This window comes from Streptomyces sp. NPDC014764, from assembly GCF_043082785.1.
Taxonomy (GTDB): Bacteria; Actinomycetota; Actinomycetes; order Streptomycetales; family Streptomycetaceae; genus Streptomyces; species Streptomyces althioticus.
The window spans coordinates 422,223-441,178 of record NZ_JBIBXY010000002.1 but is presented as its reverse complement, the minus strand read 5'-3'; the positions used below and the strand labels follow the sequence as shown (position 1 = coordinate 441,178).

At 74.4% G+C, this 18,956-nt stretch carries 18 protein-coding genes; 7 read left to right on the top strand and 11 right to left on the bottom strand.

Translation table 11 applies throughout. The features are described 5' to 3' along the window. Positions 1–113: 113 nt before the first annotated feature. The 5 genes from ACF1AG_RS07095 to ACF1AG_RS07075 all read right to left on the bottom strand — a co-directional run bounded on the left by ACF1AG_RS07095 (position 114) and on the right by ACF1AG_RS07075 (position 5,914). Positions 114–197, bottom strand: coding sequence for a putative leader peptide (locus ACF1AG_RS07095; protein ID WP_310887545.1), 84 nt, complete (start codon positions 195–197; stop codon positions 114–116). 127 nt (positions 198–324) lie between these two features. Beyond that, positions 325–897 (bottom strand): GNAT family N-acetyltransferase, encoded by a 573-nt coding sequence (locus tag ACF1AG_RS07090; RefSeq protein WP_391809429.1) that lies wholly within the window; start codon positions 895–897, stop codon positions 325–327. A gap of 71 nt (positions 898–968) precedes the next feature. Further along, positions 969–2,243: a hypothetical protein gene (locus ACF1AG_RS07085; RefSeq protein ID WP_387795401.1), complete on the bottom strand. Its 1,275-nt coding sequence runs from the start codon at positions 2,241–2,243 to the stop codon at positions 969–971. A 199-nt stretch (positions 2,244–2,442) separates the two neighbouring features. Continuing rightward, entirely contained in the window at positions 2,443–3,717 is a 1,275-nt protein-coding gene (locus ACF1AG_RS07080) for a GAF domain-containing protein (protein WP_391809428.1), read from the bottom strand. 562 nt (positions 3,718–4,279) lie between these two features. Then, positions 4,280–5,914, bottom strand: a complete 1,635-nt coding sequence (locus ACF1AG_RS07075; RefSeq protein WP_391809427.1) for an acyl-CoA dehydrogenase family protein — start codon at positions 5,912–5,914, stop codon at positions 4,280–4,282. An 89-nt stretch (positions 5,915–6,003) separates the two neighbouring features. Between ACF1AG_RS07075 and ACF1AG_RS07070 the strand changes: the two genes are divergently transcribed. Beyond that, positions 6,004–7,152, top strand: coding sequence for a YihY/virulence factor BrkB family protein (locus ACF1AG_RS07070; protein ID WP_359601333.1), 1,149 nt, complete (start codon positions 6,004–6,006; stop codon positions 7,150–7,152). 21 nt (positions 7,153–7,173) lie between these two features. Here the strand turns inward: ACF1AG_RS07070 and ACF1AG_RS07065 are convergent, their stop codons facing one another. After that, positions 7,174–8,013: an NAD(P)H-binding protein gene (locus ACF1AG_RS07065; protein ID WP_359601334.1), complete on the bottom strand. Its 840-nt coding sequence runs from the start codon at positions 8,011–8,013 to the stop codon at positions 7,174–7,176. 81 nt (positions 8,014–8,094) lie between these two features. Between ACF1AG_RS07065 and ACF1AG_RS07060 the strand changes: the two genes are divergently transcribed. Both ACF1AG_RS07060 and ACF1AG_RS07055 read left to right on the top strand, forming a co-directional pair. Then, a complete protein-coding gene (locus tag ACF1AG_RS07060; protein ID WP_359749418.1) occupies positions 8,095–9,033 on the top strand; it encodes an AraC family transcriptional regulator in 939 nt (312 codons plus the stop codon). A 9-nt stretch (positions 9,034–9,042) separates the two neighbouring features. Continuing rightward, a complete protein-coding gene (locus ACF1AG_RS07055; protein WP_359601336.1) occupies positions 9,043–9,744 on the top strand; it encodes a helix-turn-helix transcriptional regulator in 702 nt (233 codons plus the stop codon). Positions 9,745–9,757: 13 nt separating this feature from the next. On the opposite strand, the gene ACF1AG_RS07050 is transcribed toward ACF1AG_RS07055, so the two are convergent. Continuing rightward, the gene (locus ACF1AG_RS07050) at positions 9,758–10,159 is read right to left on the bottom strand and encodes a VOC family protein (RefSeq protein ID WP_391809426.1); all 402 of its coding nucleotides are present in this window, start codon (positions 10,157–10,159) and stop codon (positions 9,758–9,760) included. Positions 10,160–10,455: 296 nt separating this feature from the next. Between ACF1AG_RS07050 and ACF1AG_RS07045 the strand changes: the two genes are divergently transcribed. Both ACF1AG_RS07045 and ACF1AG_RS07040 read left to right on the top strand, forming a co-directional pair. Continuing rightward, positions 10,456–11,103, top strand: a complete 648-nt coding sequence (locus ACF1AG_RS07045) for a ThuA domain-containing protein (RefSeq protein WP_391809425.1) — start codon at positions 10,456–10,458, stop codon at positions 11,101–11,103. A gap of 330 nt (positions 11,104–11,433) precedes the next feature. Next, entirely contained in the window at positions 11,434–12,990 is a 1,557-nt protein-coding gene (locus ACF1AG_RS07040; protein ID WP_391809424.1) for a carboxylesterase/lipase family protein, read from the top strand. A 13-nt stretch (positions 12,991–13,003) separates the two neighbouring features. On the opposite strand, the gene ACF1AG_RS07035 is transcribed toward ACF1AG_RS07040, so the two are convergent. Continuing rightward, entirely contained in the window at positions 13,004–14,425 is a 1,422-nt protein-coding gene (locus ACF1AG_RS07035) for a PP2C family protein-serine/threonine phosphatase (RefSeq protein ID WP_387795393.1), read from the bottom strand. A 229-nt stretch (positions 14,426–14,654) separates the two neighbouring features. Further along, complete coding sequence (locus ACF1AG_RS07030) at positions 14,655–15,146, bottom strand: hypothetical protein (protein ID WP_359601339.1); 492 nt, start codon at positions 15,144–15,146, stop codon at positions 14,655–14,657. Positions 15,147–15,254: 108 nt separating this feature from the next. On the opposite strand from ACF1AG_RS07030, the gene ACF1AG_RS07025 reads away from it, so the two are divergent. Together ACF1AG_RS07025 and ACF1AG_RS07020 are read left to right on the top strand one after the other, a co-directional pair. Continuing rightward, entirely contained in the window at positions 15,255–15,788 is a 534-nt protein-coding gene (locus ACF1AG_RS07025) for a 2'-5' RNA ligase family protein (RefSeq protein ID WP_359601340.1), read from the top strand. Between the two features lie 229 nt (positions 15,789–16,017). Further along, positions 16,018–16,548: a hypothetical protein gene (locus ACF1AG_RS07020; RefSeq protein WP_391809423.1), complete on the top strand. Its 531-nt coding sequence runs from the start codon at positions 16,018–16,020 to the stop codon at positions 16,546–16,548. A 15-nt stretch (positions 16,549–16,563) separates the two neighbouring features. On the opposite strand, the gene rho is transcribed toward ACF1AG_RS07020, so the two are convergent. Then, positions 16,564–17,721, bottom strand: coding sequence for a transcription termination factor Rho (rho, locus tag ACF1AG_RS07015; RefSeq protein WP_391809422.1), 1,158 nt, complete (start codon positions 17,719–17,721; stop codon positions 16,564–16,566). A 301-nt stretch (positions 17,722–18,022) separates the two neighbouring features. Then, positions 18,023–18,937 carry a homocysteine S-methyltransferase gene (gene mmuM / locus ACF1AG_RS07010; RefSeq protein ID WP_359601343.1) on the bottom strand — a complete coding sequence of 305 codons (915 nt, stop codon included), beginning with the start codon at positions 18,935–18,937 and terminating at the stop codon, positions 18,023–18,025. Positions 18,938–18,956 lie beyond the last annotated feature (19 nt).

Sequence of the window (18,956 nt, the reverse complement as noted above, 5' to 3'; positions counted from 1 at the left end):
GGCGCATGCCGGGGGAGCGGCTCTGACCTGCGTATACGCGCACGCGGGCAGAGTCGTGCGCGTCCTTGCGCAGCAAAGGAGGGGAGAGGGGTGTCGGGCGCTGCTGGGTGCTCTCAGCGCGCCGGACAGATGGCGCTGGACATGCGGCCGAGGTCGACGTGCCGCCGACTCACCAAGGCGATTCCAGTTCCAGGCATGACGGAAGCCTGGCACGGCGATCTGGAGGCAGTCCACCGTTATCCGAGATGTGGACACCCTTGTCCCAGTGTGCGAGACAAGGGTGTCCTTGGTCACATGCGGCGCAAGCAGTCTTGCCGGAGCCGCTCAGGCGGAGTAGGCCCCCGGCCACGGGCCGGGCGTGGCCAGCTCCGGCTCGTCCTCCACCTTGGTGTCGAACAGCCGGAAACCCCGCCGCAGATAGTTGTCCATGGCGTGCTCACCGTCCTTGCTGCAGGTGTGCAGCCACACCCGCGTGGTCGGCTTCACTCCCGGCCACCGGTCGGCCAGGTCCCAGGCGCGCGCCACCCCGTACGACAGCAGATGACCGCCGATGCGCCGGCCGCGGAAGGCGGGCAGCAGACCGAAGTAGAGGATCTCCACGACCCCCTCCTCCTGGACCTCCAGCTCCACGTAGCCGGCCGGTGTGCCCCGGTCGTGGGCGACCCACGTCTCCACGCCGGGCCGCTCCAGATGCTCCTGCCACCGCGCGTACGACCAGCCCAGCCGGTCGGTCCAGCGGACGTCGCCGCCCACCGAGGCGTACAGGAACCGGCTGAACTCGGGCGAAGGCACCTCGGAGCGGACCACCCGCACGTCCCCCTCCGGCACGGCGGCCGGACGGAGATCGGTGGGCGCGGTCTGCTCCAGGGACCAGGTGGTCACGGAGAGGGTCGTCATGTCCGAAAGACAACCATCCGCCGCACATCCGTGTCGAACGCCTGACCACAGGCCGGACACCGGAGGGTCCGCTACCGCTCCAGCGCCTCGTCGACCGCCGCCAGCGGCAGCGCGAACAGCATCCGCCCCGACTGCGACCACACGTCCCCGGTCGCCTGCCAGTACGACAGGGACGTCGCGGGGCCGCTCCAGCAGCGGTACGTCTCGTCCGCCCCGCAGCGCACCGGGCTGGCGCCCTTCGTGTCCTGCCGCCACAGCGTGCCGCGCTCCTCCGGCGCACCCGTGGCACGGCTGACGTACCAGTCGGACCGGTGCGTCAGCACCCCGCGGACCTGCGTCAGCTTCGTCTCGTACGCCTCGACCGGATCCGTCCGCAGCAGCGGGCCGTACCCCGGGCGCGGACCGAACGCGTACCGCCACAGCCGGGTCGGGCCGTCCTCGTCCGGGGCCGTCGCCTCGTGCACCACCAGGCTGTCGGGCGCGGTGCTGCGGTCCAGGGCGATCCCACCGGGCCGCGGCGCGTCCGCGCCCGCCGTCGCGTAGGAGGCGACCGCCGGGAGCACGTACCGCGCGCCCGCCGCCGACCAGCCGCCGGGCACCCGCCCCACGGTCTCGGCGTCCACGGTGGCCCGCTGCACCAGGTCCAGGTCGTACACGTACAGCGCGCCGCGCTCGCCCCGGCCCGCCGTGACGAGCAGCTTGTCCTGGTACCAGACCATGCCGGACACGTCGGAGCCCAGCCCGCGGAAGTCCCGCCCGCCGTCCACCGGCACCGCGAGCAGCGCCCAGGTGTAGCGCGGCGTCCGGTCGTCGTCGGCGGCCACGAAGGCGATGCGGGCGAGCCCTTGCTCGGCGGGCGTGCCCGAGTTGCGCGTCCAGCCGGACAGGACCACCCGGTGTGCGCCCCATCGGCCGTCCTCGTCGGCGTCCCCGGACGTGGTGACCGCGCCGGCCCGCCAGCCGTCGGTGTCCCGCTCCGGCCAGCAGTACGCCGTCGTCACGGCCGGTTCGACGGGCAGCGCCCGCCGGTCGTCGTCCGTGCAGTCGTCGGCGTCCTCCAGGGCCCCGTCCGGGTCGGCGAGGACGGCGCCCACGCCCACGGCGGGACCCATCGACGCGGTGAGACGGTGCAGTTCGGCGCCCGGCACGGGGTGTTCGGTCAGCCGCAGCGCCGCGGTGCCGGCGGCCGCGGCGAGCGGCTTCAGCGCGCCGGGGTCGTCGGCGTCGGTGGCCTGCGAGGTGCTGATCATGGTGGCTGCCGCGGTGAGCGCCAGGGCCGTACCGGCCAGCGTGGCGCGCAGCGCTCTGCCTCTGCGGCGGCGGCGGTGTCTGCCGCGATGCTTCATGACGTCCTCCCGAGCGAGCCAACTGCGTCCGGTGATCCGCGGGTTGACCGTGGAGCAGGTGGGGCGGCCCGTCCCCGGATGCTACGGCAGCCGGACGCCGGACGGGACGAAGACCGTGCAATTTCACGCGCGGGCCGCCCGAGGGCACGTGCCCACGTACAGATGTACCCAGTCGGCGCGGCGGTTTCCGGCCAGATCCTCAGCGCGCGCCGCGCACCAGCCCCGAGGAGGACGCCGCACGCGGGAAGAGGTCCACGGGACCGTCCGGCAGCACCACCTCCACCTCGGCGGACTCCGTGAAGCGGTACGGCCGGTGCTCGAGCAGCGCCCCCAGATAGCGCCGTACGCGGGACATCTCCGCGCGGACCGTCACCGTGCGGGCCGGGTCGCCGAACACGTCACGGGCCAGGTCAGCAGCGCTGCGGCCCGCCCGGTGCACGGCCAGCAGATACAGCAACTCGGCGTGTCGCGGGCTCAGTTCACGCGACCACGCGCCGGCCCCGTCGGACACCCGCACCGACCGGCGCGGCCCGCCCAGGTCCAGTACGATCCGCGCGGCGGGACGCGGCGACGGCCAGTCCGCCGCCCGCACCAGCCAGCCCCCGGCGAGCGGCTCCAGCGAGCACCGCCCCAGCGCCGGCAGCCACCGCTCGCCCGCGGAAACCGACTTGGGCAGCGCCAGCCGCTCCAGGTACGGCATCCCGGTCACCGCCGCCGTCCACCCGTGCCGGTCCACCACCAGCGCCCGCCCGTCGACCCGGGACAGCACCGGCGCCGCCACCGCCCGCAGCCGCTCCAGCGACCGCATGTGCATCTCCCGCAGCCGAGCCTCGGCCAGTTTCGCCACCGAGTCCACCCACGCCAGCGTCGCCGGGTGCATGGACTCCAGCGGACCGCTCACGTCGACCACGCCGATCAGCCGCCCGTCCCGCGGATCGGTCAGGGGCGCGCCCGCACAGGTCCAGGTGGCGTGCGACCGTACGAAGTGCTCGGAGGCGAAGACCTGGACGGGACGCCCGGTCACCGCGGGCGTGCCCACCCCGTTGGTCCCGACGACGTCCTCACGCCAGTCGGCGCCGATCTCGAAGCCCAGCCCGTCCGCCTTCCGCAGCACCGGCGCGCTGCCCTCCCGCCACAGCACCCGGCCCTCGTCGTCGGCCACCACCATGATGTGGCGGGCGACGTCCGCGACCGACAACAGCCCCTCCCGCAGCACCGGCAGCACGTGCCGCAGCGGCGAGGCCTCCCGGCGCCGCCGCACCTCGTCCATCGGAAGCAGCCCGCTGCGCCGGCCGTGGTCGGGGTCGACCCCGCTGCGCAGCACCCGCTCCCAGGACTGCCCGATCACCGGGCGGGGAGGGAAGGGCGCGGGCCGCCCCGACAGCGCGGCGGAACGGACCTCGTCGAGCACGCGCGCCGCGCGCACGGTGTCGACGGCGGCCAGATGCGACACGTCCATCGGCGAGAGCGCCACCGGACCTCCCGGGAGAAAACCTGTCGGACCCCAATACTGCCGTCTGCCCCGGATGAGGACGCTCAGTACCGGCACGGAGACAGCAAGTTGCAACCCCCTGCAACTCTGGTGACACGAACGCTCACTGATTGAAACTTGTGCGACGCCGTCTCGAGCGGCGTGCACGGCTCTTCGGGAGTCCGTGGCGGCGGGGGTGGTGCCGTGTCGGCGCAGCACCACCCCCGCGGCATGCCTGCGGCAGCTGGGCGGTGTGCGCGGTACGGGGTGCGGCTTGGGGTGCGTCGGCGGGTGCGGGTGCGTTGGGGTTGGTCGCGCAGTTCCCCGCGCCCCTGGGGTGTGACAGCTGGGTGGTGTGCCACGCCGGGTGCGGTTTGATGTGCGCCGGCGGGTGTGGGTGCGTTGGGGGTTGGTCGCGCAGTTCCCCGCGCCCCTGGCTGACCGGGGTGCGGTTTGGTGTGTGTCGGCGGGTGCGGGTGCGTTGTAGCTGGGCGCGCAGTTCCCCGCGCCCCTGGCTAATCCGGGTGTGGGTGCGTTGGGGTTGGTCGTGCAGTCCCCGCGCTCCTTAGGGGGTCGGGCGGGCCCGGTCCACCAGTGAGGCCAGGTCCAGGGTGTGGGGGAGTGTGCCGAAGGCTGTGCCCGCGTCGCCGCCCAGCCGCCCCGCGCAGAACGCGTCCGCCACCTCCGGCGGCGCGTACCGCACCAGCAGCGCCCCCTGAAGCACCAGCGCCAGCCGTTCCGTCAGCCGTCGCGCCCGTCCCTCGACGCCCTCCAGGTCCGCCAGATCCGTCAGCACGCCCTTGATCGCGGCGTCCAGCCGGTGGTCGGCCCCGCGCGCCTGCCCGACCTCCCGCAGATAGGCGTCCAGCGTCCCCGGGTCACGGCGCAGCGCCCGCAGCACGTCGAGCGCCTGCACGTTGCCCGCGCCCTCCCAGACCGAGTTCAGCGGGGACTCCCGCACCAGCCGGGGCATCCCCGACTCCTCCACGTAGCCGTTGCCGCCGAGGCACTCCGACGCCTCCACCGCGACCGGCGCGCACCGCTTCGTCACCCAGTACTTCGCCGCCGGCACGGCGATCCGCAGCAGCGCCCGCTCCTGCTCGCCGCCGTCGTCGTACGCCGCCGCCAACCGCAGCGCCAGCGTCGTCGCCGCCTCCGACTCCAGCGCCAGGTCGGCCAGCACGTTCCGCATCAGCGGCTTGTCGAGCAGCTTCCCGCCGAACGCCTCCCGGTGCGCGCAGTGGTGCACCGCCTGCGCCACGGCCTGCCGCATCAGCCCCGCCGACCCCAGCACACAGTCCAGCCGCGTCGCCGCCACCATCCCGATGATCGTGCGCACCCCGGACCCCTCCTCGCCGACCCGGCGCGCCCACGTCCCGTCGAACTCGACCTCGGCGGAGGCGTTGGAGCGGTTGCCCAGCTTGTCCTTGAGCCGTTGGAGGGCGAACACGTTGCGGGTGCCGTCCTCCAGCACCCGCGGCACCAGGAAGCAGGTCAGCCCGCCGGGCGCCTGTGCCAGCACCAGGAAGGCGTCCGACATCGGCGCCGAGCAGAACCACTTGTGCCCGGTCAGCGCGTACGTGCCGTCCTCGGCCAGTGGCCGCGCGGCCGTCGTGTTCGCCCGGACGTCGCTGCCGCCCTGCTTCTCCGTCATCCCCATCCCGAACAGCGCGCCCGGCTTCTGCCCGGCGGGCCGCAGGGCGCGGTCGTAGACCATCGACGTCAGCCGGGGCTCCCACTCCGCGGCCAGCTCCGGATCGGTGCGCAGCGCGGGCACCGCCGCGTGCGTCATCGACAGCGGACAGCAGTTGCCCGCCTCCACCTGCGTCCACATCAGGAAGGCCGCCGCCCGCCGCACATGCCCGCCCGGCCGCCCCCAGGCCGCCGTCAGCCCCGCCGAGACGCCCTTGCCGAGCAGCCGGTGCCAGGAGGGGTGGAACTCGACCTCGTCGATCCGCCGGCCGTACCGGTCGTGGGTGCGCAGCCGCGGCGGGTTCTCGTTCGCCTGCGCCCCCCACTCCTGCACCTGCGCGGATCCGCACGTGTGCCCCAGCGCCGACAGCTCCGCGAGCCCGTCCTCCCGGGCCCCGGGCGTCAGGTGCCGCTCGACCGCCTCCACCAGGGCCCGGTCCGCGCCGAACACGTCGTACTGGACGAGCGGCGGAACCTGGTTGGTCACGGTGTGCGTGGTGCCTGCCATGGGGCGAACCTACCCCGCCCCCGCCCCGCATCACGCGAGGACCGGGCCTGTGGGTGAGTGGCGCGGTGCATGGCGGATACCTTTGGTTCGTGCAGCCAGCAAGTGAATCCCCAGACGCGCCGTCCGGTCGCCTTCACCGTGCCCGCGCCCTGTACCGGAACGTCTCCAAACGCAGGACGGCCTGGCTGCTGCTCAAGGACACCGTCAACTCGTGCATGGAGTACCGCATCCTGGGCCTGGCGGCCGAGGCGGCGTTCTTCACGCTGCTGTCGGTGCCCCCGCTGCTGCTCAGCCTCGTCGGCCTGCTCGGCTACGTCGACGCGTGGACCGGCGCGGACACCATCCAGAGCGTGCAGCGCAACCTCCTCGACGCCTCCCGCACGGTGCTGTCCGACCGGGGCGTCACCGAGGTCGCGGAGCCGATCCTGAGGGACGTCACCAAAGGCGGCCGGCCCGACGTGATCTCCCTCGGCTTCCTGATCGCCGTGTGGTCGGGCTCCCGCGCGGTGAACGTCTTCATCGACACCATCACCGTCATGTACGGCCTCGACGGCGTCCGGGGCATCGTCAGGACCCGGCTGCTCGCCTTCCTGCTGTTCATCGTGGCCCTGCTGATCGGCTCGGTCGCGCTGCCCCTGATGGTCGCCGGACCGGACGCGGTGGTGGACATCGTGCCGTGGTCGACGACGGTCGTGCAGATCCTCTACTGGCCGGTCGTCATCCTGCTGTCCGTGGCCTTCCTGACCACCCTCTACCACGTTTCCGTGCCCGTGCGGTCCCCGTGGATCGAGGACGTGCCGGGCGCGCTGGTCGCCCTCGCCATGTGGGTGCTCGGCAGCTTCCTTCTGCGCATCTACCTCACCAACACCGTCGAGGGCCCCACCATCTACGGGTCCCTCGCCGCTCCCGTGGCCGTGCTGCTGTGGATCGGCGTGTCCGCGTTCGCCGTGCTCGTCGGGGCGGCCGTCAACGCGGCCATCGACCGCGTGTGGCCGGCCGCCGCCACCGCCGCGGCACGCGAGGCCAACGAACGGCAGCGTCAGGCGCAGGTCGCCGAGTACGTCGCCCGCACCACCGAGTCCGGGGACGCGGACCCCGACATGCCCTCCGAGTTCCCCGAACGCTGGTCGCGCTTCCTGCCCCCCGAGGACGTCACGGCCCGCCTGCGCACCCACACCAAGTCCGCCCAGCCGCGCAACGGGGACGGCCCGGGCCACGACGACCAGCACCGCGACTGACGCACCGGGTTCCGGCGCGGCTCACTCCGCCCACGCCCCGTCCGCCGCCGCCTCCCGCACGACGTCCGAGAAGTCCCGCGGCTCCCGGGCCAGCACCCGGCGCACCCCGTCCTCCACGCGCGCGTTGCGCCCGTCGAGCAGCGTCGCGAACACCTCGACGAGGAACGCCGCCTCCTCGTCCGGCACCCCGAACCCGGTCAGCGTGCCCCGGTAGGAGTCCGCCGTCACCGCCCGGTACGTCAGCGGCCGTCCCGTCGCCTCCGCGATCTCCGCCACCGCCTCCGCCCAGGTGAGCGGCCGCGGCCCGGTCACGGTCAGCGTCCGTCCCGTGTACCGCTCCCCGCCGGCCAGCGCGGCCACCACCACCTCCGCGACGTCCCGCACGTCGACGAACGGCTCCGCCACCTCGCCCGCCGGGAACACCAGCTCCCCGCTCCGCAGCTCCTCGGCCAGCGGCCCCTCGGAGAAGTTCTGCGCGAACCACGCCGACCGCACCACCGTCCAGTCCGCGCCGGACGCCCGCAGCGCCTCCTCCGTGGGCAGCGCCTGGTCCTCCCCCCGCGCGGACAGCAGCACCAGCCGCCGCACCCCCACGCCCAGGGCGGTCTCCGCCAGCTCGCCGACCGCCTCGGCCGTCCCCGGCGCCCCGACGTCGGCCGGGTGCACCAGATAGGCCGCGTCGGCCCCGCGCAGCGCGCCCTCCCACGTCGAGCGGTCCGCCCAGTCGAAGCCGGTCGCCCGCGACGCGGGCCGCACCGTCATCCCGGCCGCCTCCGCGGCCCGCGCCACCCGGCTCCCGGTCCGCCCGGAAGCTCCGGTGACCACCAGTGTCATGTCCTTCGTACGTGTCGTTGCGTCCATGCCTCCGAGTCAACTGCCGTCGCCCGCGCGGAACCATCGCCGAGCGGCGCGCCCGCATACGCCCGCGTCTACGCTGACCCCATGGACGCACTCACCGGTCTGCTGGAGGGCCCCCGCGCCCGCGGCGCGTTCATGATCCGGGCGTGCTTCGACCCGCCGTGGGCGGTCCGCGTGGAGGACCGCGCCCCGCTGACGGTGATGCTCCTCGTACGCGGCGACGCCTGGCTGCTGCCCGACCGGGGCGGAGGGATCCGGCTGCACGCCGGTGACCTCGCCGTCGCCCGCGGCCCCGACCCGTACACCTGCGCCGACGCCCCCGGCACCGCCCCGCAGGCGTTGATCCTGCCCGGCGGCCGGTGCCACTACCCCGACGGACGGCCCCTCAACGGCTCGATGGACCTCGGCGTCCGCACCTGGGGCGACCGGCCCGACAGCGGGACCGTGCTGCTCATCGGCACCTACCAGATGCGCGGTGAGATCGGCGGCCGGCTGCTGGACGCGCTGCCGCCGCTGCTCTCCCTCGGTGCCGACGTGTGGGAGTGCCCGCTCACCCCGCTGCTGATGGAGGAGGTCGGACGGGACGCCCCCGGTCAGGAGGTCGTCCTGGACCGGCTGCTCGACCTCCTCGTCATCGCCGCCCTGCGCGCCTGGTTCGCCCGCCCCGAGGCGGAGCCGCCCGCCTGGTACGAGGCGCTGTCCGACCCGGTCGTCGGCCCGGTGCTGCGGCTCCTCCAGGACGACCCGGCCCGCGCCTGGACCGTCGCCGGGCTGGCCGAGAAGGCAGGCGTCTCCCGGGCCGCGCTCGCCCGCCGCTTCACCCGGCTCGTCGGCGAACCCCCGATGTCCTACCTCACCGGCTGGCGGCTCGCCATCGCCGCCGACCGGCTGCGCGACACCGACGACACCCTCGCCGCCCTCGCCCGCCAGGTCGGCTACAGCAGCGCCTTCGCCCTCTCCACCGCCTTCAAGCGGGCCTACGGCGTCAGTCCGCAGGAGTGGCGGAACCGGGCCGCCGCGTAGCCTGGACCCGTGTACAGGGAGCGCGCGTCACGACTGCCGGGCGCGGCCGTGTGGACCAGCGTCCCCGCCGGCGAGGACGGGACGGGCAGGGTGCTGCCGGACGGCTGCATGGACCTGCTGTGGCACGACGGCCGCCTGCTGGTCGCGGGCCCCGACACGCACGCCCACGTCGACGCGGGAGCGGCGGGGCCCTGGTCCGGCATCCGCTTCCATCCCGGCACCGCGCCCACGCTGCTGGGCGTGCCCGCGCACGAACTGCGCGACCGGCGGGTGGAACTGGCCGATCTGTGGCCGACGGCGGAGGTGCGGCGCGCGACCGCCCGTGTGCACGCCGCGCACCATCCGGCGCGCGGCCTGGAGGACGTCGCCCTCCGCCTGGCCGCGTCGGCCGACCCGCCCGACCCGCTGCTGACCCGTCTGGTCGCGGCCCTCGACGCGGGCCGCACGGTCGCCGGGACGGCCGACGAACTGGGCCTTGGCGCCCGCCAGTTGCACCGCCGTTCCCTCACCGCTTTCGGCTACGGCCCGAAGACCCTGGCCCGCATCCTCCGTATGCGCCGTGCCCTGGCCCTGGCCCGTGCGGGCGTCCCCTTCGCGGAGACCGCGATCCGCGCCGGCTACGCGGACCAGCCCCATCTGTCGCGCGAGGTACGGAGCCTGACGGGGGTCGCGCTGCGGGAGCTGGTGCCGCCTCCCGGCGCGGCCTCGTGACGCGGGCGGGAGGCTAGCCGTCCGTCGGGAGCGGGGCGAACAGGTCCACCCCGTTGCCGTCCGGGTCGAGCACGACGGCGTACCGCTGCCCCCACACCGCGTCCCACGGCTTCAGCTCGGCACGGGCGCCGGACTCCACCAGCTCCGCGAACAGCGCGTCGACCTCCGCAGGGGTGTCGCACCGCACGGCCAGGGAGGTCCGGCCCTCTCCCGACGGCGGCCGCCACCCCGGGCGGAACGACCGGACCGTCTCCTCGGTGTCCAGCAGCAACCGCATCCCGCCCGGCAGCTCCGCCTCCACATGGCCCTCCGCCTCGGCCCCTTCCGGGAACGCCGCCCCGAGCCGCCGGTAGAAGGCGACGGAGGCGGCCATGTCCGAGACGACTGTTCCGACGGCATCGAATCGTGTGCTCATGCGGCCGACGGTAGGGCGGGCACGGCCAGGGCGTCTTGAACGAATCGGACACGGGCCCTGACGGAGCGCACAGGCGGCGTCCGTACTCCGCTCACTCCGGCTCCTCGGCGCCGGCCCACGCGGTCGCCGCGCCCGCCGGTTGTGGTCACGGCGACCTCCGGCGGCCAGGGCGCACTCCTACCGGCGCAGGCTCATCGGCTCCGGCGTCCCCTCCGCGCGGTGCGGTGCGCCGGCCGCCGTCGTGGGCGCGGGGCCCCACGGCCGGGGGTGGTGCACGCGCGCGTAGGCTCCGGCGCATGGCCGATCCCGCGCTCCTCGTCTACACCCGCACGACCGACTACCGGCACGACTCGATCCCGGCCGGCATCGCAGCCCTGCGCGCCCTCGGGGGTTTCGAGGTCCACGCCCACGAGGACCCGGCGGCGCTGGAGGTGCCGCTCGACCGGTTCGCGGCGGTCGTGTTCCTCTCCACCAGCGGCGACGTGCTCACCCCGGCCGGGCGCGAGCGGCTCGCGGCGTACGTCGCGGGCGGCGGCGGCTTCGTCGGCGTGCACGCGGCGGCCTGCACGGAGTACGGCTGGCCCTACTACGGCGACCTCCTGGGCGCCCGTTTTGCCGGCCACCCCCCGGTCCAGCCCGGCCGCGCCCTCGTCGAGGACCACGACCACCCGGCGACCCGGCACCTGCCTCCCGTCTGGGAGGTGACCGACGAGTGGTACGACTTCCGGCCCAACCCGCGGCCCTCCGCGCGCGTCCTGCTCTCCGCCGACGAGTCGTCGTACGACGGCGGCACCATGGGCGACGACCACCCGCTGGCCTGGTGCCGTACGCAGGGCGAGGGCCGTGTCTTCTACACGGCCCTCGGCCACACCGCCGAGGCCTACGACGACCCGCTCTTCCGCGCCCATCTGCGCGGCGGGATCACCTGGGCCGCGGCCCGCTGACCTCCCGCCGCGGCGCTGTGCGCGCGCACGGCACCAGTCCGGCCCGCCGTTCGCGCACGCCCCGTTCGGACTAACGGCCCACCGCCTCTCCCACCGGATGGAAAGCCCTTCCTGCCGGACATTCGCGGCAGCGTGACGGGAAGAACCCGGTCGTGCGGCCCCGGCCGCGGGCGTTCGGGGAGGAACAGCGGGGGACGGTGTGGTGCTGTTGTTACTGACGGGTTCTGAACGGAGACCGGTGGAGGTCTTCCCGGCGCTGCGGTGCCCGATGACGGCGCGGCCGGCGGCGGACGCACGGGCCCGTACGTGCGGGCGAAGGGCGGTGGGCGTATGACGGCAGCGGGAGAGCGGGCGATGCCCCAGGTCACGACGGTGTACGGGGCCGTGCGGGGGCGGTGGGAGGAGACGGTCGCGGTGTTCCGCGGCATCCCCTACGCCGCGCCCCCGTTCGGGCCGCGCCGCTTCCGGCCGCCCGCGCCGCCGGAGCCGTGGGACGGCGTGCGGGACGCCGGTGCGTTCGGACCGACCGCGCCGAAACCCCCGTACAGCCCCGCCTTCGCCGAGTACCTCTCCGACCCCGACATCGACGGCGACGACTGTCTCAACCTGAACGTCTGGACCCCCGACCCGTCCCCGGGCGTCCGGCTGCCCGTCCTGGTGTGGCTGCACGGCGGCGCGCTGACCAGGGGCTCCTCCGCGGTCCCGGTGTACGACGGCAGCACCTTCGCCCGCGACGGCGTCGTCTTCGTGTCCCTCAACTACCGCCTCGGCGTCGAGGGGTACGGCCTCTTCCCCGATGCCCCCGCCAACCCCGGCCTGCGCGACCAGCTCGCCGCGCTGCGGTGGGTGCACGAGAACATAGCCGCGTTCGGCGGCGACCCCGGCCGGGTCACCCTGGCCGGCCAGTCCGCCGGAGCGATCAGCGCGGGCGCGCTGATCGCCGCACCGCAGTCCCAGGGCCTGATACGGCGGGCCGTCCTGCAGAGCGGACCGCCCGAGTCCACGGAGCGGGACAAGGTACGGCGCATGGTCCGCCGGATGGCCACCCGGCTCAAGGTGCCCGCCACCGCCGAGGCCTTCGCCGCCGTCGACCGGCAGCAGCTCCTGCGCACCCAGGCCGACGTCGGCCGGCTCGGCAGCCCGCTGCTCGGCGGTTCCGCCTTCGGCATCGTCGTCGACGGAGACCTCGTCCCGCGCGACCCCCTGGAGGCCCTCACCGACGGCGCGGCCCCCGGCGTCACCCTGATGACCGGCTGGACGCGCGACGAGTACCGGCTCTGGCTGGTCCCGGGCGGTCTGACGGAACGCCTCGACCGTCTCGGCCCGGTCGCCCTGGCCGGCGCGATGGCCCGCTGCCGCTGCGGCAGCGAGGTCCCGCGCGGCTACCGCGCCCTGCACCCCGACGCCGGCACCGCCGAGACCGTCGGCCAGATGGTCACCGACCACCTCCTGCGCGCCCCCCTGCACCGGCTGTCCGACGGCCGCGCGGAACCCTCGTACGTCTACGAGTTCGCCTGGCCCTCCGACCGCCCCGGCATGGGCGCCTGCCACGCCCTGGAGCTGGGCTTCGTCTTCGACAGCGGCGACAGCCTCGACGCCCGCAAGCTCGCCGGCGAGGGCGCCCCGCAGGAGCTGGCGGACGCCATGCACGGGGCGTGGGTGCGGTTCGTCGCCGACGGCACCCCCGGCTGGGAGCCGTGGGGCCCGCGTCACCCGGTCCAGGTGTACGGCGACGGCGACCCGCACGTCGTGCACGGCCCCCGCGACCGCGAACTGGCCCTGTGGACCGCTCCCGGCGCCGAGCGGGCCGCACGGACACCGCAGTCGCCGGAACTCCGCTCGGTCATCCGGCGCCTGCGCCGCAACGGGGCCCTCCGCCGCTCCTGAGGCGGGGTGCCGCTCAGGCGGCCGGGTCCCCCGGCGGACCCGGCTCCGGGCAGCGCGTACTGACCGGGATCCGCAGCGCGAGCAGCGCCATGTCGTCCTGGCCGTCGCTCGGGTGGTGGTCCGCCAGCACGCGCACCAAGTCCTTCAGCGGCCGTTCCGCGTGCGTGGCGGCGAGGTCGGCCAGGGCGGTCAGGCCGTCGTCGATCGAGTGCGCGTGGTGCTCGACCAGCCCGTCGGTGAAGAAGAGCAGGATCGAGCCTGCGGGCAGCCCGCGCGTGTGGTCGGGCCGCGCCATGCCGGTGCTCACCGCGAGCGGCACGCCCGGCTCGGCGTCCAGGTACTCCGTCTCCAGGTCCGGGGTGATCAGCAGCGGGGGGAAGTGCCCCGCGGTGCTCCAGCGCAGCACCCAGCCGGTTCCGTGCGGCTCGATCCGGGCCAGGCAGACCGTGGTGACCGGGATGTCCGCGGTGGCCTGCAGGGTGCGGTCCAGCTGGACGAGGACCTCGCTGGGCGGGGTGCGGCGGTCGTAGAGCAGCGCGCGCAGCATGCTGTTGATACGGGCCATGGCGGCGGCCGCGTCCAGGTCGTGTCCGCCGACGTCCCCGATGGCCACGCCGACCGTGTCGTCGGGCAGCACCATCGCGTCGTACCAGTCGCCGCCGAGCCGGCTGGGCTGCGCGGCCGGCCGGTACACGGTGGCCACCTCGAAAGGGCTCAGGTCCGGCAGGGCGGGCAGCAGCAGCCGCTGGAAACGCTCGGCGCTCTCCCGTACCTGGCCGAACAGGCGTGCGTTCTCGATGGCGATGCCGGCGGCGCCGGCCAGGGCCACGACGACGTTCTCGTCCTCCCGGTCGAACGGCCGGCCGTCGTGGCGCTCCGAGAGGTACAGATCGCCGTAGATCTCGCCGCGGACGCTGATGGCCACGCCGAGGAGCGTCCGCATCGGGGGATGGCCGGGCGGGAACCCGGCGGAGGAGGGATGCCCGGGGATGTTCTCGACGCGCAGCGGCTCGGGGTCCTGGATCAGCAGGCCGAGCACACCGCGGCCGTGCGGGAAGGGGATCCCGGCGAGCGCGGCGCGTTCCCCCTCGTTCAGCCCGGCGGTGATGAACTCCTTCAGGTACTCACCGGACTCGTGGAGCACGCCCAGGGCGCCGTAACGGGCGCCGATCAGGTCCATCGCGGTGGTGACGATCCGCCGCAGCACGGCGGATAGGTCCAGCTCGCCGCTGATCGACAGTACGGCGTCCAGCAGCCCTTGCAGCCGGTCCTTGGCGTCGGCCAGGGCCCGCAGCTGGGTGCCGATGCGTTCCAGCTCCCTGTCGAGGTGGGACCGGAGGTCGGCGACCTGGGGAGACGGGGGCGGCGGCGGGGCCGGACCGGCGCCTTCCCGCTCCCCCTCGTCCCGTGCGTCCTGCTCGCTCAACGCATCCACCTCGGCGTCGCTCTCTCGGCAGCCGCGCCCCGGCCACGGCTGCTCCGCTCGTCCAGCCCTCCACGCGAGGGGTACACCCGGCCTCCCGACACTGCCGTGATCGAACAAAACCACAGCATGACACGGGCAAAGCGGTCATTTCTCCTATTGGTGCGCCATCGGTATGCCGCCGCGGCGACCGGGGCCCGCTCGCCGGCGGTCTCGTCGCGGCACGGTTCCCGCCGCCCGCTCAGGAAGCGGGTGCGATACGGAGCACGGCGGTCTCGCCGCGCACCTCGACGACGGTGAGGCGCATGACGTCGTCGAGGGTCGTGGCGGGTCCCGTGCCGCACCGCAGCCGCACACCCCCGCCGCCCTGCGACGTGACGCCGCCGCCGCCGGAGCATCCGGCGATGCTGTACCCCGACCCCTGAACCGGGGCGACCATCTCGACGTCGTCCCCGCCGACCGCGGTGACCTCGAGGGGCCCGAGACCGTACGACGCGGGAACCTCGACGACGTCCCCGGCGCCGACGGTGACCTCGCAGGAGCCGTCGGCGCAGGGGCCGGTGGGGGAGGGCGACGGGGAGGCCGTGGGCGTACCGGACGCGGAGGCGTCGCCCCCGTCCGCGGTCCGGCCCGCACGCCCGTCGTCGCCGTCACCGGACGAACAGGAGGCGAGGGAGAGCGCGGCCGCGACAACGGCGGCGAGGGCGAGGGAGGTTGTCGATGTGCGCACCATGCCTGCCGTTGAAGGTGCGGACGGGACGGATGTCGCGGACGTCGACCCACCCGCAACGCGCTGTTCGAAGCGGAAGGGGGCGCACCGACGCACACGTAGGCTTCGGCGGTGCGCACAGTGGAACTGTTGTTGGACGAGGTGGCGGAGTCGGCGGTGCAGGAGGCCTGGCGGCGGCTGGCGGACGCCGGGCTGCCGAGTCAGGCACGGCACCGCTCACCGACCAACCGCCCGCACCTCACCCTGGCCGCCTGCCCGGAGCTGACGGCCCCGATCCGGTGGGAACTGGCGGAAGCGGCAGCCGCGTTGCCCCTGCCGGTGCGCTTCGCGGGCCTGATCCGCTTCGAACGGCCCACGTCCGTCCTGGCCTGGTCGCTCGAGCTCGACGCCACGCTGACCGGCCTGCACCGGAAGGTGTGGGACGCGGTGACCGCGGACAACCGCCCCGAGACCCTCAACCCGCTGCACGCGCCGGACAACTGGCGCCCTCACGTCACCCTCGGCCGCACCCGCCGCCCCGGCGCCTTCACCGGCCGCCGCATCCCGGAACTCCTCCCACCCCTCCCTCTGACGGCCCGCCTCACGACGCTGCGCAGCTTCGACACGGAGACGGGGACGCTGGAGATCCTCTCGCCGCGGGGCTAGGGAGACGCCTGCTCACCGTCGGGGACGTCGAGCGGGGCAAAGGTTCGCGAGCCGTGTGCCACGCCGCCGCAAGGCCGTCGACGCCGGTGCTCGGCGGCCGGACCCAGGGCGCCGCTGTGCCAGGCCCCCAGCGCGGCGGCAGGCACGTCGGTCATCGGGACGGTATCGCAGGGCCCGCTCCGCGCCGAGCGGCGTAGACTCCCCGTTCCGCCTGACGGGAGGTCACCGAGTGGTCGTCGTACGGACAGTCGCCGGAGCCGGTTCGGTGCTGGCCATGCTCAGCCTGTCCGGCTGCGGACTCCTGTGGAGCTGCACCGACTCGACAGCGGAGCGCGGGGAGGCGGGTGCGCGGGTGGAGATCGTGGACGAGGGCGAGCAGCCCGTCGGTGCCATCGCCGAGGTGACCGGGTGGCGCAGGGAGCCGCATCCGCAGGTGCCCCAGGAAGGCGACCAGGTCCACTTCGGCATCCGGTTCGAGGGGGGCGGGCAGGGACGGGACCCCGCGGTCGACGCTTGCGCGGTGGACGAGAAGCGCGTGGTGCTGGGCTGTCAGACGGTGTATTCGCTGATGGAATTCGGCCGCGAACGCTCCTACACCGACGACGACTACCTCGCGGTCGACCACCCGGAACGGGTTGCCGAGGTCCTGCTGATCCCCAACGACCAGTCGGCTCAGGACCGACGGACCTGCGAGGACGACATCAAGGACGGTGGAGGGGTGCATCCGCCGGACACGCCCGAGCGGGGGGAGCAGCTGTGACTCCCGCGTCCGGCGTCAGCCGTTGCGCAGCGTCGGCCGGACCTGACGAAGGAACGTCGCGTTGTCCGGCGTCTCCCGCAGGCGCGTCAGCAGCGTCTCCAGGTCGGTCGCCGAGTCGCGGGAGGTCAGGGCGCGGCGCAGCCCCTGGGTGGCCGTCAACTCCTCCGGGGAGAAGAGGAGTTCCTCGCGGCGTGTGCCCGACGTGGTGATGTCCACCGCCGGGAACAGCCGTCGTGACGCCGACTCGCGGTGCAGGCGCAGCTCCATGTTGCCCGTGCCCTTGAGCTCCTCGAAGAAGAACTCGTCCGCACGCGAACCGGTGTCCACCAGCGCGGAGGCGAGGATCGTCAGCGAACCGCCCTCCTCCGTCTCGCGCGCCGCGCCGAAGAACCGCTTCGGGCCGGTGAGCGCACCGGCGTCCACGCCGCCGCTGAGGGTACGGCCGCCGGGGCCCGCCGCGTTGTTGTACGCCCTGCACAGCCGCGTCAGCGAGTCCAGCAGGATCATCACGTCCTCGCCGGCCTCCGCGAGCCGCTTGGCCCGCTCCACGACCAGCTCGGCGAGCGCGATGTGCTGCTTGGCGGGGCGGTCGAACGTCGAGGAGTACACCTCGCCGTGCACCGAGCGCCGCATGTCGGTGACCTCTTCGGGGCGCTCGTCGAGCAGCACCACCATCAGCCGGGACTCGGGGTGGTTCCCCGCTACGGCCGCCGCGAGCTGCTGGATGAGCACCGTCTTGCCGGTCTTCGGCGGCGCGACGAGCAGTCCGCGCTGCCCCTTGCCCACCGGCGCCAGCAGGTCGACGACCCGGCCCGCGAGCCCGGACGCCCGGTGCTCGAGGCGCAGCCGGCGGTGGGGGTGGACCGGGGTCAGATCACGGAAGTGGGGACGGCCCGCGAGCGAGCCGGGCGTACGCCCGTCGACGCGGGCGACGTCGGTGAGCGCCCTGCGGTCGCCGAGGACGCCCTCCACCAGGTCGCCCTTGCGCAGACCGTGCCGGCGCACCAGGGCGGAGGAGACGACGGGGTCGGACGACCCGGCCACGAGGCCGGCGCCGCGCAGGTACCCCTTCCCGGTCGCGTCGACGTCGAGGACACCGGTGACGGTGACGGACGGCTGTCGCTGCTGACGTCCGGCGGACTGACGGGCGGGGCGGTCGAGTGCAGTGGTCATGTGGTGAGTCCTTTCGAGGACGGACACGGCGGAACAAGTAACGAAGAAGGGGGGAACCGCGGACTTCGGCGAGGGCGTGTGCATGCCTCGCGGCGGTGGGAACCTCACGGCGGTCGCCCAGCGACCGTGTGGGAAAGCCGCACGTGGATCGGTGCGTAGGCCGACGTGACGGCTGAGAGAAGAGATCTGCCGAAGTGAAGAGGTCGGCGTGGAGAGAGGCCCGGCGCCCGACGGGGCGCTGCACGGCACTCATGGCACCGTACCACGGTGCCGCGCCGGGGCAAGAGCGTTCCGTGGGCGTCTACGACCCGCGCAGCGTCCGCGCGATCGACGTGATCGTGTCCGGACCGACCCGGCAGCACCCCCCGATCAGCCGCGCCCCCGCGTCCAGCCAGCCCGTCACCCGGGACGCCGAGAACGTGGGCTCGCCGGTCCAGGCGCGGGCCCGGGCGTCCCATCGTTCGCCGCTGTTCGGGTACACCACCACCGGCTTGTCCGTCACCCGCGCGGCGACGGCGACCGCGTGGTCCGCGTCCTGAGGCGTGCAGCAGTTGACGCCGACCGCGATCACCTCGTCCGCCCGCGCGGCGAGCGCGAACGCCTCCTCCAGCGGCTGCCCCGCCCGCGTACGGCCGCCGGCCGCCGAGTACGACAGCCAGGCGGGCATCCCCAGCCGGTGCACGGCGCGCAGCAGCGCCTCCGCCTCGTCCGTGTCGGGGATCGTCTCCAGCGCGAGGACGTCCGGGGCGGCGGCCGCCAGGACCTGGAGGCGGGGGCGGTGGAACCGCTCCAGCTCCGCCACGGTCAGCCCGTAGCGGCCCCGGTACTCGGAGCCGTCCGCGAGCATCGCGCCGTACGGGCCGACGGAGGCCGCCACCCACCGCGGGCGGCGTGGACCCGAAGCGCTCTCGGCAGCCGTACGGGCGCACTCCACGCTCAGCGCCAGCAGCTCCGCGGCCCGCTCCCGGCCGACGCCGCGTCGCGCGAACCCCTCGAACGTGGCCTGGTAGCTCGCCGTGATCGCCACGTCCGCGCCCGCCTCGTAGTACGCGCGGTGCGCCGCCGTGACCGCCTCCGGCTCGTCCGCGAGGAGCCGCGCCGACCACAGCTCGTCGCTCAGGTCGTGACCGTCCGCCGCGAGCTGGTTGGACATGCCGCCGTCCAGGACGACCGGGCCGTCCGCCAGGGCCGCGGCGAGGGACTCCGTGGTGCTCATACGGCGACGCTAACCGAGG

Excerpts from the sequence above, each read along its gene's own strand:
- ACF1AG_RS07095 (WP_310887545.1), bottom strand. The coding sequence starts at position 197 with ATGCCTGGAACTGGAATCGCCTTGGTGAGTCGGCGGCACGTCGACCTC.
- ACF1AG_RS07090 (WP_391809429.1), bottom strand. The coding sequence starts at position 897 with ATGACGACCCTCTCCGTGACCACCTGGTCCCTGGAGCAGACCGCGCCC.
- ACF1AG_RS07085 (WP_387795401.1), bottom strand. The coding sequence starts at position 2,243 with ATGAAGCATCGCGGCAGACACCGCCGCCGCCGCAGAGGCAGAGCGCTG.
- ACF1AG_RS07075 (WP_391809427.1), bottom strand. The coding sequence starts at position 5,914 with ATGGCAGGCACCACGCACACCGTGACCAACCAGGTTCCGCCGCTCGTC.
- ACF1AG_RS07065 (WP_359601334.1), bottom strand. The coding sequence starts at position 8,013 with ATGGACGCAACGACACGTACGAAGGACATGACACTGGTGGTCACCGGA.
- ACF1AG_RS07060 (WP_359749418.1), top strand. The coding sequence starts at position 8,095 with ATGGACGCACTCACCGGTCTGCTGGAGGGCCCCCGCGCCCGCGGCGCG.
- ACF1AG_RS07050 (WP_391809426.1), bottom strand. The coding sequence starts at position 10,159 with ATGAGCACACGATTCGATGCCGTCGGAACAGTCGTCTCGGACATGGCC.
- ACF1AG_RS07045 (WP_391809425.1), top strand. The coding sequence starts at position 10,456 with ATGGCCGATCCCGCGCTCCTCGTCTACACCCGCACGACCGACTACCGG.
- ACF1AG_RS07040 (WP_391809424.1), top strand. The coding sequence starts at position 11,434 with ATGACGGCAGCGGGAGAGCGGGCGATGCCCCAGGTCACGACGGTGTAC.
- ACF1AG_RS07030 (WP_359601339.1), bottom strand. The coding sequence starts at position 15,146 with ATGGTGCGCACATCGACAACCTCCCTCGCCCTCGCCGCCGTTGTCGCG.
- rho (WP_391809422.1), bottom strand. The coding sequence starts at position 17,721 with ATGACCACTGCACTCGACCGCCCCGCCCGTCAGTCCGCCGGACGTCAG.
- mmuM (WP_359601343.1), bottom strand. The coding sequence starts at position 18,937 with ATGAGCACCACGGAGTCCCTCGCCGCGGCCCTGGCGGACGGCCCGGTC.